At 65.4% G+C, this 15,629-nt stretch carries 13 protein-coding genes; 2 read left to right on the plus strand and 11 right to left on the minus strand.

Annotation, left to right across the window (positions count from 1 at the left end; translation table 11 throughout):
• Positions 1–14: 14 nt before the first annotated feature.
• The 7 genes from L0U84_RS28745 to L0U84_RS28775 form a co-directional block, all read right to left on the minus strand.
• Positions 15–971 (minus strand): dimethyl sulfoxide reductase anchor subunit family protein, encoded by a 957-nt coding sequence (locus L0U84_RS28745; protein WP_233855165.1) that lies wholly within the window; start codon positions 969–971, stop codon positions 15–17.
• A gap of 19 nt (positions 972–990) precedes the next feature.
• A complete protein-coding gene (locus L0U84_RS28750) occupies positions 991–1,761 on the minus strand; it encodes a 4Fe-4S dicluster domain-containing protein (RefSeq protein WP_233855167.1) in 771 nt (256 codons plus the stop codon).
• A gap of 21 nt (positions 1,762–1,782) precedes the next feature.
• Positions 1,783–4,734 carry a molybdopterin oxidoreductase family protein gene (locus L0U84_RS28755; protein ID WP_233855169.1) on the minus strand — a complete coding sequence of 984 codons (2,952 nt, stop codon included), beginning with the start codon at positions 4,732–4,734 and terminating at the stop codon, positions 1,783–1,785.
• A 221-nt stretch (positions 4,735–4,955) separates the two neighbouring features.
• The gene (locus tag L0U84_RS28760; protein ID WP_233855171.1) at positions 4,956–5,954 is read right to left on the minus strand and encodes an Ldh family oxidoreductase; all 999 of its coding nucleotides are present in this window, start codon (positions 5,952–5,954) and stop codon (positions 4,956–4,958) included.
• A gap of 122 nt (positions 5,955–6,076) precedes the next feature.
• A complete protein-coding gene (dctA, locus tag L0U84_RS28765) occupies positions 6,077–7,465 on the minus strand; it encodes a C4-dicarboxylate transporter DctA (protein WP_233855173.1) in 1,389 nt (462 codons plus the stop codon).
• Positions 7,466–7,631: 166 nt separating this feature from the next.
• Positions 7,632–8,807 carry a UxaA family hydrolase gene (locus L0U84_RS28770; protein ID WP_267939966.1) on the minus strand — a complete coding sequence of 392 codons (1,176 nt, stop codon included), beginning with the start codon at positions 8,805–8,807 and terminating at the stop codon, positions 7,632–7,634.
• 114 nt (positions 8,808–8,921) lie between these two features.
• Positions 8,922–9,263 (minus strand): UxaA family hydrolase, encoded by a 342-nt coding sequence (locus tag L0U84_RS28775; RefSeq protein ID WP_233855175.1) that lies wholly within the window; start codon positions 9,261–9,263, stop codon positions 8,922–8,924.
• 271 nt (positions 9,264–9,534) lie between these two features.
• Here L0U84_RS28775 and L0U84_RS28780 point away from each other — a divergent pair, with 271 nt between their 5' ends.
• Positions 9,535–10,293, plus strand: a complete 759-nt coding sequence (locus L0U84_RS28780) for a GntR family transcriptional regulator (RefSeq protein ID WP_233855177.1) — start codon at positions 9,535–9,537, stop codon at positions 10,291–10,293.
• A gap of 18 nt (positions 10,294–10,311) precedes the next feature.
• On the opposite strand, the gene L0U84_RS28785 is transcribed toward L0U84_RS28780, so the two are convergent.
• A complete protein-coding gene (locus tag L0U84_RS28785; protein WP_233855179.1) occupies positions 10,312–11,247 on the minus strand; it encodes a 2-hydroxyacid dehydrogenase in 936 nt (311 codons plus the stop codon).
• A 228-nt stretch (positions 11,248–11,475) separates the two neighbouring features.
• On the opposite strand from L0U84_RS28785, the gene L0U84_RS28790 reads away from it, so the two are divergent.
• On the plus strand, positions 11,476–12,954 hold the full coding sequence (locus L0U84_RS28790) for a sensor domain-containing diguanylate cyclase (protein ID WP_233855188.1): 1,479 nt from the start codon (positions 11,476–11,478) through the stop codon (positions 12,952–12,954).
• Positions 12,955–13,008: 54 nt separating this feature from the next.
• On the opposite strand, the gene L0U84_RS28795 is transcribed toward L0U84_RS28790, so the two are convergent.
• From L0U84_RS28795 to L0U84_RS28805, 3 genes are all read right to left on the minus strand, one after another.
• Entirely contained in the window at positions 13,009–13,311 is a 303-nt protein-coding gene (locus L0U84_RS28795; RefSeq protein WP_129962768.1) for a putative quinol monooxygenase, read from the minus strand.
• A 104-nt stretch (positions 13,312–13,415) separates the two neighbouring features.
• On the minus strand, positions 13,416–14,816 hold the full coding sequence (locus tag L0U84_RS28800; RefSeq protein ID WP_233855190.1) for a heavy metal sensor histidine kinase: 1,401 nt from the start codon (positions 14,814–14,816) through the stop codon (positions 13,416–13,418).
• The gene (locus L0U84_RS28805; RefSeq protein ID WP_233855192.1) at positions 14,813–15,484 is read right to left on the minus strand and encodes a heavy metal response regulator transcription factor; all 672 of its coding nucleotides are present in this window, start codon (positions 15,482–15,484) and stop codon (positions 14,813–14,815) included. Before L0U84_RS28805 ends, L0U84_RS28800 begins: the two co-directional genes overlap by 4 nt.
• Between the last annotated feature and the right edge of the window lie 145 nt (positions 15,485–15,629).

Here is a 15,629-nt window from a genome sequence, read left to right on the forward strand (position 1 = left end):
TCGAGGGCTATGCGTCACCCCAGCTTCGCGTAATAAAGATTCTGCGGATGCTTCGCCTCCGCGAAGAAAAACCAGCGCTCCGCAACGAGCCCCGCGTACTGCACGAGACAAGCCGCGGCCAGCAAGCCGAACGACGCGCCAAGCGAACGCAGCCCCGCGCCCAGCGCGATCAACACGACCGGAGCAACGAACGCAGCCACGAGAAAGCCCCATTTGACTCCCCGCAGCGTGCGCGCCGATTTGCCGTGAAAGAACTCGCGCAGATTGAACGCACCGGCAGTAAAGCCACGGGACACCTGCACGAGCTTCGGATTGCGGATGCCGGTCGCACTCTGCACCGTCGACTTCGGCCGCAAGCGCGCATTGCGCAGCAGCGACGCCGAACGGCTCGCGCAGCCGGCGAGCGTCAGCACGCACGCGCAGATCGCCAGTCCCACCGTCAACTCGGGCGCGAACCATGCGCTCAATGCGGTCGCGAGCGTCAGGCCCGATGCGCAGCCGAGCAGCACGAAATTCACCAGCGTCAGCGGCGTCGCCCATTCCTGCAGAAAGCGCAGGCACGCATAGATCATCGCGGTGCAGACGAACAGCGCGGCGCTCGCGAGCACGCCCAACCAGCCGAGCGCGAGCGACCACGGCGAGCCGAGCCAGTGCGCGACGCCATACAGGAACGCGCACGCGAGAAACGCCGGCAGGCAAAGACATTCGCGCGACAGCCACGAGGTGCGCCACATCGCGATCGCGCGCCACGCGCGTTCCGGATGGCCGAGATGGAAGAACGACGCGATCAGACCCAGACCGCCCAGCAGCACCGCAAGCGCGGCGCCACTCACGTAGAACGCGGTAGCGGCGGCAGGTTGCGCGATGCCGCCCAGCCACGCCGCACTCTCGACGCCGACGAGCGCGATCAGCAACCCCTGCGCCGCGCCGCTCAGCGTCGTCAGGAAGACTACGGAAAAAGCCGGATTCATCGTGTGGCCTCGCTGTCGTTCAAATGCGCGTCGCGATCGACGCGAGATGCACTTCACCGCGCGCGAGCTGCGCCTCGAGTTGCGAGTCGGGCGAGCCCGGCGTGTGCGTGGCAGCGTCGGTAGTCGTTCCCGACGATTTGCACGAGCACGCGTCGCTGCCGCAGCCCGCGGCCGTGGTCGGAACGCGCGGCAAATAGTGATTCGCTGGACGCGTGCCCCACTCCGGCATCAACTGATAGCCGCCGCGCTCGCGGATCGCTTGCGACACCACCGACTCCGGATCGTGTATGTCGCCGAACAGCCGCGCGGATGTCGGGCACGCGAGCACGCAGGCCGGCTTGCGATCGCGCTCGGACAGATGCTCGTCATGAATGCGATCGACGCACAGCGTGCACTTGGTCATCTCCTTGCGCGCTTCGTCGAGTTCGCGCGCGCCATACGGGCACGCCCACGCGCAATACTTGCAGCCGATGCAGCGATCGAAATCGACCAGCACAAGACCGTCTTCCTTGCGCTTGTAGCTCGCGCCCGTCGGACACACCGGCACGCACGGCGGGTCCTCGCAATGCAGGCACGACTTCGGAAAATGAATCATCTCCGTGTCGGGGAAGCTGCCCGCTTCGAAACTCTGCACGCGATTGAAGAACGTGCCGGACGGGTCCGCGTCGTACGGATTGAAATCGGCGAGGCTGCCCGATTCGCCCGACGTGTTCCACTCCTTGCAGCTCGTCACGCACGCCTGGCATCCCACGCATACGTTCAGATCGATCACCAGCGCCATCTGGGTCATTGCACGCTCCTTACCGTGGCTTCAGCGTTCGTCGCCGTTATTTTCGGCGCGGCGCAACGTCCCGCGCAGGCGCGCCGCGAATTCTCCGCGTCCCGCGAAATAGGTCTGGACGATGCGCGACACCACACTCTGCTGCGCAATCGCCCCAGGCAATTCTGGCATCGCGTCGAACTGCGGCAGCGTGTGCCGCGCGTCGGCCTCGGCCGGATAGATGCGCACGCGCACGTCGTACCAGGCGGCCTGGCCCGTCACCGGATCGGAGTTCGACATGCGCGCGGGTGCCTCGTCGCAGCCGGGTAGCTCGTCGGTGATCAGGTGATTGAGCAGGAAGCCGCGCTGCGATTCGTTCGCGTCCGGGCCGAGATTCCATGCGCCCGCCGCTTTACCGATCGCGTTCCACGTCCACACGGTGCCCGGCTCGACGGTCTCGCTAAAGCGCGCCATGCAGCGCACGCGGCCCCATTGCGATTCGACGTAGATCCAGCCGCCGTCGACGATGCCGTTTTCGCTCGCCGTTTTCGGGTTCACATAAAGGTAGTTCTCGCCATGAATCTGCCGCAGCCACGCGTTCTGCGAATCCCACGAGTGATACATCGCCATCGGCCGCTGCGTGACCGCGGCGAGCGGATATTGCGCGAGATCCGTCGCCGCGCTTTCGAGCGGCGCGTACCAGAACGGCAGCGGATCGAAGTACCGCTCGACGCGCGCGCGCAGATGGTCGGGCGGCTGTCGTCCGCTGGTGCGTCCTTGCGCAGCGCGCCTGAACTTCTGCATCACGTCCGAGTAAAGCTGGATCAGGATCGGCTCATTGAATTTGCGGAAGCCGTTTTTGACCGCCCAGTCGAGATACGGTCCGTTGCAGTTGCGCGTGTACTGCAAGGTCTCGGGCAAGCGGTAATGGAACACGCAGTTGTTCTTCGCGTACTGCTCCCATTGATTCGGATTCGGTTCGCCGACGAGCGCCTTGTCGCCATCCTTGCCGCGCCAGCCGATCAGAAAGCCGACGCCGGAACCGGGCGACGTCGTGTGATTGACGACGAAGTCCGGATAGTCGCGAAAGCGCCGGCTGCCATCGGCATTGGTGAACACCGGAAACTTCAGGCGCGACGCCAGTTCGATCAGCACTTCCTGGAACGGCTTGCATTCGCCGGTCGGCGGCACGACCGGCACGCGCACCGAATCGACGGGGCCGTCGAACTCGGAGATCGGCCGGTCGAGCATCGACATCGCGTCGTAGCGCTCCAGATACGTCGTGTCGGGCAGGATCAGATCGGCGAATGCGGTCATCTCCGACTGGAACGCATCACACACGACCAGAAACGGAATCTTGTACTCGCCGTTCGGATGTTTGTCCGCGAGCATCTCGCGCACCTTCATCGTATTCATCGACGAATTCCACGCCATGTTGGCCATGAAAATCATCAGCGTATCGATCGGATAAGGATCGCCGCGCCACGCGTTGGTGATCACGCTGTGCATCACGCCGTGCACCGCGAGCGGATATTCCCAGGAGAACGCCTTGTCGATGCGCACCGGGCCGCCGTGTTCGTCGATGAACAGATCCTCGGGCGCGGCGGGCCAGCCGAGCGGGCCCGTCGCAAGCGGCGTGTTGGGCTTGACCGCGGCGGGGTCGTTCGGCGGTTTCGCCGACGGTGGCACCGCGCGCGGAAACGGCGACTTGTGGCGAAAGCCGCCGGGACGGTCGATCGTGCCGAGCAGCGACATCAGCACGGCGAGCGCGCGAATCGACTGGAAGCCGTTCGAATGCGCGGCCAGCCCGCGCATCGCATGAAAAGCGACCGGGTTGCCGGTGACGGTGTCGTGCGTTTCGCCCCACGCGTCGGTCCAGCGGATCGGCAGCGTGAGGCGGTGCCGGCGCCCCGTCTCGATCATCTCGCCGGCGAGGCGCCGAATCGTCGCGGCGGCGATGCCGGTGATCGCCGCCGCCCATTCGGGCGTGCAAGCGGCGACACGCTCGCGCAGCAACGCGAACGACGGGCTCACCGGCTTGCCGTTGGCGAGTGTGTAGCGGCCGTCGAGCGCGGGCGTCACGCCGCTCGTATGATGCGGCACCGCGCGCTGCGTGGCCGGGTCCCACCACAGATGATTCTGCGGAAACAGCGGATTGCCTTCGGGCCGCTCGGGATCGCGCACGAACAACCCGAAGTTTTCGCTCGCTTCGTCGACATCGATCAGCTCCGCGGCGTTCGTGTAGCGCTGCACGAACTCGTGATCCCATGCGTCGGCGGCGATCAGTTCATGCAGGAACGCCATGAACAGCGCGCCGTCGGTGCCCGGCTTGATCGGCACCCATTCGTCCGCGATCGCCGCATAGCCGGTACGGATCGGATTGATCGCAATGAAGCGGCCACCCGCTCGCTTGAACTTCGAGATCGCGATCTTCAGCGGATTCGAATGATGATCTTCCGCGGTGCCGATCATGAAGAACAGCTTCGCATTGTCGAGATCCGGTCCGCCGAACTCCCAGAACGAACCGCCGATCGTATAGATCATGCCGGCCGCCATGTTCGACGAGCAGAAGCCGCCGTGCGCCGCATAGTTAGGCGTACCGAACTGTTTGGCGAACAGGCCGGTCAGTGCCTGCATCTGGTCGCGGCCTGTGAACAGCGCGAACTTCTTCGGATCGGTCGAGCGAATCGCGGCGAGACGCTTTTCGAGCACGTCGAACGCGGTGTCCCACGAGACCGGCTCGAACTGCGCGCTGCCGCGCGGCGCGCCGGCCTTGCGCATCAAAGGCTGCGTGAGACGCGCGGGCGAGTACTGCTTCATGATGCCGGAGGCACCCTTCGCGCAGATGACGCCCTGATTCAGCGGATGCTCCGGATTGCCGTCGATATAGCGCACCTCGCCGTCGCGCAGATGCACGCGGATGCCGCAGCGGCACGCGCACATGTAGCAGGTGGTGGTCTTGATATCGAGCCGTTCGTTCTGCGTGCGGGCGCGGTGCTCCATGGCCATCTCCGTCGCTGCTTCTGGTGGGCCGACGCGCGGCTGATACGCGCTCGTCATGCGATACCGGAATCGTATTCGCGTCCGCCTCGCAAGGGAAATCGCGATTTGCGAGCAAAACTATCCGACGCGCCGATAGTTTCCGTTTCGCTTTCAGCTATGCGCTTTTTTTGACCGCGTGTCTAGTTGGGCGAAATCGGCTGCGTGCGCCAGGCCGCGTGCGTTCACGCGCGAGCGTCGAGTTGCGCGATCAGCGCATCCGGAATCTCGACGCCGTCCTCGTGCGCCGCCTGCGCGAGCCGCTCCCTGCGATAACCGGGCAAGCGCACCTCGTCGTCCATCAGCATCATCCCGATCAGCGCCTCGACCCGCGACAGATACGCGTCGTCACCAGCCAGCGCGCCCGGGTCGATCGCCCAGAACAGTTGGCCGATGCGCGAGCGCTCGCCCTCCTCGGTCAGGAACGAGCCCGCTTCGTAGCCGAAGTTCGCGCCGGTCAGCGCGGCGGCCAGCAGTTCGACCACCAGCGCCAGCATCGCGCCTTTCGCGCCGCCGAACGGCAGCATCATGCCGTCGAGCGCGGCGCGCGCGTCGGTGGTCGGCAGGCCGTCGCGCGTGGTGGCCCAGCCTTCGGGAATCGGCTTGCCGTCGCGCGCGGCCAGCGCGATCTTGCCGCGCGCGATCTGCGACAGCGCGAGGTCGATCACGAGCGGCGCGCCGTTGCGGCGCGGAAACACCGCGGCGATCGGATTGGTGCCGAACAGCGCGCGGCGCCCACCCCAGGCGGGCATCGCGGCCGGCGAATTACTGAACGCGAGCGCGACCATGCCGGCTTCGCCGAGCGCGGCCAGATGTGCCGCGCCAACGCCGAAATGATGGCTGCGGCGGATGCCTGCGACCGCGCTGCCGTACTGCCGCGCGCGTTCGGCGAGCGTCGCGACCGCGAGATCGCAGGCCGGATACGCGAGGCCGTCCGCGCCGTCGACCAGCACCGCCGCGCCGCGATCCGCGACGATGGCGGCTTGCGCGGCCGGATCGACGCGACCGTTGCGCAACTGCGCGCAGTACATCGGCAGACGCGATACGCCGTGCGAAGACAGGCCGCGCACGTCGGCGTAGACGAGCGCGCGCGCCGTCGATTCGGCGGTCGCCGGCAACGCATCCGCGCGGCGCAGCGCGCCGATCGCAAGCGCGGTGAGCGCGTCGGGAAACAGTCGGGCCATCGGGTATTCCTTTCCCTGGTTCTATTGTCGGCAGCGCATCACTTTGTCATTGCCGCGGTGAAGCATCAAGTCCGCCACTGCCGTTCCCGATGCGACGCGGCGCGGCTGCTGCGACGCGATTCTCACTTCGCCGTCTTTTCGAACAGTGCCGTGGCGCGAGGCAGGTTGGGTTCTTCCTCGCGCGACTGCCCCGCCTGCCCCGCCTGCCCCGCTTGCGTCGCCCGCGGCTTGCGAACCGGCTGCGCCACTGCCTGCGCCTGCACCTCGCGCGGCGCGGCAAGGAATTCGCGCGCGGCACGGGCGTCGAAGGCGCGTTCCCAGCGGGCGACCACCAGCGTCGCGACGACGTTGCCGATCATATTGGTCAGCGCGCGGATCTCGTTGAGCACACGGTCGACACCGAGAATCAGCGTGATCCCCGCCACCGGAATGATGTTGTGCGTCGACAGCGTCGCGGTCAACGCGACGAGCGCCGCGCCCGCCACACCCGCTCCGCCTTTGGACGTCAGCATCAGGATCGCCAGCAATCCGAGCTGCTGCATCAGCGTCAGATGCGTGTTGGTGGCCTGCGCGATGAACAGCGACGTCATCGTCAGATAGATCGCGGCGCCGTCGAGATTGAACGAGTAGCCGGTCGGCAGCACGAGCCCGACGATCGCGCGCGGACAGCCCATGCGCTCGAGCTTTTCCATCAGACGCGGCAGCACCGACTCCGTGGTCGACGTGCCGAGCACGATCAACAGTTCCTCGCGGAAGTACTTCAGCAGCGGCCACAATCCCACGCCGGCCCAGCGCGCCGCGGCGCCGAGCACGATCGCGATGAACAGGATGCTGGTGATGTAGAAGCACAGAATCAGCAGCCCGAGTTGCTGCAACGTGCCGATGCCGTATTTGCCCACCGTGAACGCAATCGCGCCGAATGCCCCGAGCGGAGCAAGCCGCATGATCATTTCGACGATGCGCATCAGCGTGTCGCCGAACTGCTCGATGCCGCGCATCAGCAGCCGGCTGCGCTGCGACATGATCGACAGCGCGATGCCGAACAGCACCGAGAACAGCAGCACCTGCAGCAGATCGCCGCGCGCGAACGCGCCGACCACCGAGTTCGGCACGATCATGTCGATGAAGCTCGACGACGCCGCGTGCGCATCGGCGACGTAATGCGTGATCGCATGAGGATCGAGCGAAGCGGGATCGATATTGAGCCCCGCGCCCGGACGCAATACGTTCGCGACGACGAGGCCGAGCACGAGCGCGATACTGGTGACCACCTCGAAATACAGCAGCGTCTTGAAGCCGACGCGGCCCACCTGCTTCAGGCTTTCCATGCGCGCGATGCCCACGGAAACCGTGCAGAAGATCACCAGCGTGATCAGCATCTTGATGAGGCGAATGAAGGTGTCGCCGAGCGGTTTCATCTGCACGCCGAACGCGGGCGCGAAATGACCGACGAGAATGCCAGCCGCAAGTCCGATCAGAACCTGCACATAGAGATGTTTGAGCACGCGCAAGATGGTGTCTCCTCCACTCGCTGCTGCCAGATGTCGAGCCGGCGCCACTGCTGCCTGAGCTGCCGGTCACGGGGGGCGTCGATGGCCGCTTCTGCGTGCGGCATGCGCCGGGAAGGTGGGACCGCTGCGCGCGAGCCGTGCGGCTCGCCGCGGCGGTCGGGCCGCGTCAGGCGCTTTCGAACAGACGCGTCAGCACGAACTCGCGGTGACCGAGCGCTTCGGCGGACGTGAAGCGGCCGTTGATCGTCGCCATCATGCATTGCAGCAGCTTGTCGCCGCTCTGGTCGAGATTCTGCTCGCGCTGCAGAATGCCGGTCACGTCGACGTCGATATGCTCGCCCATCGTGCGGACCGTGCGCGGATTCGCGCAGATCTTGATGACCGGCACGATCGGATTGCCGATCACGTTGCCCTGCCCCGTCGGGAAGAAATGCACGACGAAGCCCGACGCCGCGCACAAGGTCACCATCTCGGCCGCGGCCGACGACGAGTCCATGAACCACAGCCCGGAATGGGTCGGCTCCTCGGCTTTGTCGAGCACGCCGTCGACCATGCACTTCTTGCCGATTTTCTGGATGTTGCCGAGCGCCTTTTCCTCGATCGTCGTCAGGCCGCCCGCGATATTGCCTTTGGTCGGCTGCGACTCGGACAGGTCGTCGGTTTTCCAGCGGTTGATCATGTCCTGATAGCGGTCGAACATGAACTGGAAGCGCTCGCGCACGCCGTCGTTCGCGCAGCGCGCGGCGACGATCTGCTCGCCGCCGGTCAGCTCCGAGGTCTCGCCGAACACGAGCGTGGTGCCGAGGCCATAGAGTTTGTCGAACGCGTTGCCGACCGTCGGATTCGCGCCGCAGCCCGAGGTGGTGTCCGACTCACCGCACTTGGTCGACACCCACAGATCCGAGATCGGGCACTCTACGCGATCGAGCGAGGTCGCGTACTGCACCATTTCCTTCGCGGCTTTCGACGCCCGCATGATCGTGTCGTGATCGCCGTGCAGTTCGATGCCGAAGCCCATCACCGGCTTGCCGGTTTTCGCAATGCCCTCGACGACGCGCTTGGTCCAGCCCTCCTCGATACCGATCACGACCACCGCCGCGACGTTCGGATTGCTGCCCGCGCCGATCAGCGTGCGGAAATGCAGGTCCAGATCGGCGCCGAATTGCAGCCGCCCATACGGATGCGGCAGCGCCATGGTCCCCTTGATGTTGTGTTCGACCGCCTGCGCCGCGGCATTGGACAGATCGTCGACCGGCAGGATGATCACGTGGTTGCGTACGCCTACGCGGCCGTTGTCGCGACGATAGCCGCGGAAAGTCGTATCCAGGTCAATCACGCTCATGGTGTCTCTCTCGTTCGGGTTGATGCCAGTGAGGGGCGGCTCGATGCCGCGAACAGGGAATGCGACGAAACAGGCAGGAAAACGCGCGCGCCACGACACGCGGCGCGGCGTTGCTTACCAGCGCTTCGTCTTGATGTTGTGCACGTGCGCGTGCTCGCCGGCCTTGATCGGCGCGACCACCTTGCCGATGTCGACGCCGTACTTGAACACGGTATCGCCAACGGCCATGTCTTTCAGCGCGACCTTGTGACCGATCGGAATGTCCTGCTTCGCCAGCACCGTGACGATTTCGTCGTCGTCCATGATCCATGCGTTGAGCTGCGTGCCCGCCTTGATGCCCTCCACCACGGCTACGCCGACCGTGTCTTTCGCCTCGTGCAGCACGATGTGAATCGTCCTGCGCGGCACCGACGCGCCCGCTGCGGTGTCGTTGAGGTCTGCCGTGGGATTGCTCATGAGCGTCTCCATTCGTAGTTTGAATGCGGTATGAGGGTGTTGCCGGGACAGCGCAGCCAGGTGCGCCGCGGTGAATTGATATTAGGCGCCGACTTATTCAATTTCAACTAGGTCATCTATATGTGTTAGAAGACTGGACGAAACCCGCGCCGCTGTCGCGATACGCCGACAACATATGATTCATCCAGATGTATTAGATGACCGGCTCGTTTAGAATCGGACCAGGTTCAACCCCGGCGAGCAGTACGACTCGCGTATCCCAGAGGTTTTCATGAGCACGCTCGCGATCAATGCCCCCGCGCTCGGCGGCACCCGGTACAAGGAGGTCAAGAGCGCGATTCTGGCGGCGCTCGCGGCCGCCGAATGGAAAGGCGGCGAATGCATTCCTTCGGAAAAGCGCCTCGCCGAACGCTTCGGCGTGTCGATCGGCACGCTGCGCAAAGCCATCGACGAACTGTGCGCCGAGAACATTCTGATCCGTCATCAGGGGCTCGGCACGTTCGTGGCGATGCATCAGCGCGACCGGCACTTCTTTCGCTTCTTTCGCATCGTGCGGCGCGACGGCGACAAGGCCTACCCGGTCGTCACGCTGATCGGCTTCAAGAAGGCGCGTGCGTCGCGCGAGGCGGCCGTCGCGCTCGGTATCGACGCCGGCGCGCGCGTGCTGCAGTTCGTCAACGGGCTTGCGCTGCACGGCAAGACCGTGCTGATCGAACATATCACGGTGCCCGAAGCGCTGTTTCCCGGCTTGACGGAAAGCAAACTGCGCAACCGGCCGAACACGCTGTACAACTTCTATCAGGACGGTTTCGGCATCAACGTGGTCGAAACCGATGAGCATGTGAGCGTTGCGCTCGCCAATGAACTCGAAAGCGCGCAACTTGGCGTCGAAATCGGCGCACCGCTGCTCGAGATTCGACGCATCGCGTACTCATATCACCGCAGCGCGGTCGAACTGCGAATTTCCCGGCTCAATACCGAGGAGTACGAGTACATCGGCACGCGCGCGGCGCGCGACGATCAAAAATAGCGGACCACGGCCCGCGCTTCAGATCGGCGTGAGCACCGGTGCGCCCGCGAAATGGCGCCGCGCATTGTTCAGGAAGTTGTCGACCGAGTCCGTGATCGCCTCCGGCGAGCGGCCGCCCACGTGCGGCGTCAGCACCACGTTGCGCAGGCCGATCAGTGCCTGCGGCGGTTCGGGCTCGCCTTCGTACACGTCGAGTCCGGCGCCCGCGATCGCTCCCGCGGCGAGCGCGCGAGCCAGCGCGGCCGTATCGACGACGCTGCCGCGCGACACGTTGACCACGAAGCCTTGCGGACCCAGCGCCGCCAGCACGGCCTCGCCGATCAGATGCCGCGTGCCGGCGCCGCCTGGTGTCGCGACCATCAGAAAGTCGCACCACTGCGCGAGCGCTTCGACGCTGTCGAAATAGCGCGGTTGCGGCGCATCCTCGCGCGGCTTGCGGTTGTGATAGCCGATTTCCATGTCGAAGCCGGCCGCGCGCCGCGCGATCCTGGCGCCGATATGGCCGAGCCCGACGATGCCCAAACGCTTGTTCGACACATTCGGGCGCATCGGCAGATGGTCGCGCCACACGCCCTCACGCGTCGCGCGATCGAGTTGCGGCACGTCGCGCACGACCGCGAGCAGCAACGCGAACGCGTGATCGGCAACGCAGTGATCGTTGGTGCCGGCGCCGTTGACGAGCACGATACCGCGCGATCGCGCGTGCTCGACCGCCAGATTCTCGTAGCCGGCGCCCAGCGCGCTGATCAGTTCGAGCCGCGGCATGCGCTCGATGTCGGCCGCGCCGAGACCGGTCGTGCCGTTGGTCAGCACCGCCCGGATCGCCGCGCCGCGCGTCGCGAGTGCGGCTTCGCGCTGCGCTGGCTCGGGTGCGTAGATGACGTCGAAGGCGGCCTCGATGCTCGCGCGGCTCGCGTCGTTCAGGTGGATCAGGACCAGCAGCGATGGCTTCATGACGACGTTTTTCCCGATGGCGTGAATGAATGGAATCGGCGCGCAAGCTTCGGCGATCGAGTGTAGCAAGCCTCGACGCGGCGCGCAGAACGGTCACGCTCCACGTGCGCCACGCGCGGCGCAATTTCGCCACGCACATCGGCGCAAAAACGACAGGCCAATCGTCTTTCATTTTCGGCCGGAGCCAACCTGTCTAAAATAGGCGGCAACTCCGACCCCGAGAACCTCATGCTGGATACCCTGCCGAGCGGCCCCGCGCCCATCAACGACGACTCCGGGATGTTCGAACTCGCGCCCGTGTCGCTGTGGCTCGAAGATTTCAGCGGCGTGCGCTCGCTATTCGATGAATGGCGAGCCGCGGGCGTGACCGATCTGCGCGCCCATTTCGCCGAAAACCCGAGCCGCGTCGCCGAATGCGCCCATAGCATCCGCGTGATCAAGGTCAATCGCCAGACGCTAGCGCAATTCGAGGCTGCCGATTTCGACACGCTGACGAGCAACCTCGCGTCGGTGTTCCGCGACGACATGCTGAAAACGCACCTCGAAGAACTGTGCCAGCTATGGGCCGGGCAATCGAACTTCACCAGCCACACGGTCAACTACACGCTCGGCGGACGGCGTCTCGACGTGCTGCTCAAGGGCGCGGTGCTGCCCGGTCACGAGGAGCGCTGGGACCGCGTGCTGGTGTCGACCGAAGACATCACCGAGCTCGAAGGCGCGCGGCGCCGCGTCACGCAAGCGGAGGAATACGCGCGCGGGCTCTTCGAACATTCGCCGGTATCGCTGTGGGTCGAGGATTTCAGCGCGGTCAAACGCCTGCTGGACGGCGCGCGTGCGGCCGGCATCAACGATTTCCGCGTGTTTACCGATGTGCATCCCGAGTTCGTCGAACGCTGCATGGCGGAAATCCACGTGCTCGACGTCAACCATCACACGCTCGGCATGTTCGGCGCGAAGGACAAGAAGACGCTGCTCGCGCGCCTTGCCGACGTGTTCCGCGACGACATGCGTCCGCATTTCCGCGAGCAGCTGATCGACCTGTGGGAAAACAAGCTGTTCCAGCAGCGCGAGGTGCTCAACTATTCACTCGACGGCAGCGAGGTTCACGTGCACCTGCAATTCTCGGTGCTGCCCGGCCACGAGCAAAACTGGGACCTCGTGCTCGTCGCGCTGACCGACATCACCGCGCGCAAGAAGGCCGAGGCGTACCTCGAATTCCTCGGCAAGCACGACGTGCTGACCAAGCTGCGCAACCGCTCGTTCTACGTCGACGAACTGAACCGGCTCGAACGCAAGGGACCCTGGCCCGTGACGATCATCATGGCCGACCTGAACGGCCTGAAGCGCGTCAACGATCAGCTCGGCCACGCGGCCGGCGACGCGCTGCTGCGGCGCGCCGGCGAAGTGCTCGCGAAGGCGATGGAGCCGCCATTCCACGCGGCGCGGATCGGCGGCGACGAGTTCGCGATCCTGATGCCCGACACCGACGAGCGTGGCGGCGCGGCGATGATCGACGCGATCCGCCAGCTCGTCGAGATGAACAACCAGTTCTATCCGGGCTCGCCGCTGAGCTTCTCGATGGGCGCGGCGACCTGCCAGCGCGGCGACCGGCTGGAAGCGGGCGTGCAGCGCGCCGACCTGCTGATGTACGAGGAAAAGCGCGCGCACTACGAGAACCGGCCTGGGGCGGACGCGGCGGCGAAGTAACGCCCGCCGGCGTCAGACGTTCACCACGCCGGCTCCGCGCTCAACGCTGAGCGCTCAGCCCGGCAGCTTGGCCGCCAGCACGTCCACCTTGACGATGCCCGGTGGCGACGCGAACAGCTCGCCCGCCTTCGCCATCAACGCGGCCGCGACCTTGCCGTTCAGATGCGCGTCGCGGCCGGCTTCGTCTTCGAACGCGTCGAAGATGCCATACGTGGACGGACCGAGCTTCAGACCGAACCACGCAGCGGTGGCCGGTTCCTGCTCGACGAGCGGCAGGCCGCCGAGCAGAAACGCCTCGACCTCCTGTTCCTTGCCGGGCTTGGCTTCCAGACGGACATACAAAGCGAGCTTGACCATGATGCGACTCCTCGTGAGTGCGGCAGCGAACGGTCCTTTCAAAGCGCTTTGCAAAGTATAGGCGGCGCCGGCTGAAGCGGCTTCGGACTCAGCGCGCGGACCAGTCACGCACCCGGAAAGCGCAGCTCGAAACGCACCACGCCCGGCAGCGGACACACCACCCGCGCGCTGCCGCCATGCAGATGCATGATCGCCTTCACGATCGCGAGCCCGAGTCCGTTCGATTCGGTGAACGCGCTGCGCGCCGCGTCGCCGCGATAGAAGCGATCGAACAGCCGGTCGAGTTGCGCGGCCGGAATCGGCTCGCCCTCGTTTTCGACCGTCACCAGCGCGCCCGCTTCGTCCTGCGCGCCGCGCAGACGCACGGTCGTGTCGCCCGCGCCGTAACGCACCGCGTTGACGACCAGATTGTTGATGGCGCGGCGGCACAGCATCGGATTGGCCGACGCGATGCCCGCCGCGTCGACTTCGAAACGCATCCCGCGTTCGTCGGCCAGTCCTTCGAAATAGTCGGCGATTCTGACGAGTTCGCCATGCAGATCGACCGGCTGCCGCTCGATCGACAACGCCGCATGATCCGCATGCGCGAGAAACAGGATGTTCTCCGCGATGTGGCTAAGCCGATTCAACTCCTCCAGATTCGATTCGAGCAGTTGCTGATATTCGTCGGCTTCGCGCGGCTGCGCGAGCGCCACCTGGGTCTGGCCGACCAGCGCGCCGACCGGGGTGCGAATCTCGTGCGCGAGATCGGCGGAAAACTGCTGCAGGCGTTGATAGCCGTCGGCGAGACGATCGAGCATCGCGTTGAACGCATGGGTGAGCTGGCGCAGCTCCACCGGCGCGGCTTCGTCGTCGAGCCGCACCGTCAGATTGGTCGGGCTGATTTGCGCGGCGCGCGTGGCGATTTCCCGCACCGGCCGCAGCGCGCGGCGCAGCACGCAGTAAGCGAGCAGCGTCGCGGCCAGCATGCCGGTCAGCGTTGCCAGCACGATGCGGTTGCGGTACTCGGCCAGCATGCGCATTTCATGCGTCATCGGATGGCCGGCGATCACCTCGACTTCGGTGCCGTCCTCGCGCGCTGTCGCGGTCGCGATCGCCCAGTGAACCGGCACGCCATCGGGCAGATGCGTCTGCGGGATATCCGCGGCGCGCGGCGGATCGCCTGCCGGTACGGCCGGCAGATCGGGCACCGCGAGCCTGGCCGGATTCACGTCGACGAACGGCGCGTCGCCGGGCCGGCGGAAGATCAGCACGTCCTCTTCCGCGCCGAGCATCGTCTCGAATAGCAGCGGGCGCTTTTTCAATTCGCTGACCGAATAAAGGTCGTGCGCGATGCGGCTGAAATGCTCGACGCGGCCGCTCAGCACGACGTCGGCGCGGCGTTGCAGCGCGACTTCGGCGGAATGATAGAAATACGCGCCGAGCGAGCCGATCACCGCGCAGGCGATCAGCGCGAACAGCAACGTGGTGCGCGCGATCAGCGAGCGTTCGGTCCAGAGCTTCATGCGTCGCCACCGAACGTGTAGCCGATGCTGCGCACCGTGTGAATCAGCTTCTTCTCGAACGGGTGATCCACCTTCGCGCGCAAGCGCTTGATCGCTACGTCGACCACGTTGGTGTCGCTATCGAAATTCATGTCCCACACTTCCGATGCGATCTGCGAGCGCGACAGCGCTTCGCCCTCGCGGCGCACCAGCAGATGCAGCAGCATGAACTCCTTGTTGGTCAGCGCAATGTCGACGCCCTCGCGCGTGACCCGGCGGCGCAACACGTCGAGCCTGAGGTCGGCGACTTCGAACACGTCGCTCTCGCGGATCACGCCACGGCGCAACAACGTGCGAACGCGCAGCACCAGCTCGGTAAACGAAAACGGTTTGACCAGATAGTCGTCGGCGCCGAGTTCGAGACCGCGAATGCGGTCGCTGACCTGATCGCGCGCGGTCAGGAAAATTACCCGCAGATCGCGTCGCGCGCGCAACGCCCGCATGATCTCCCAACCGTCGATGCCCGGCAGCATCACGTCGAGCACCACCAGTTCGTAGTCATGCTCGAGCGCCAGATGCAGGCCATCCGTGCCGGTGCGCGCGAGGTCGACCGCGTAGCCATTCTCGCGCAGGCCCTTCTTCAGATAGTCGCCGGTCTTCTGATCGTCTTCGATGACGAGAATGCTCATGATGCTCGCTGCTCCTGCGCGCGATTCGACCCGCAAGGCCGCAGCCGCGCGCGCAAAAAAACCGATGAGCGCGCTCGACCAGCCCTGCAGCGCTCCCGGTGGCCATTCTACGTGGCCGCCATCGGCCATTGATGACGTTTTTGTC

This window comes from Paraburkholderia sp. HD33-4, from assembly GCF_021390635.1.
Classification (GTDB): domain Bacteria; phylum Pseudomonadota; class Gammaproteobacteria; order Burkholderiales; family Burkholderiaceae; genus Paraburkholderia.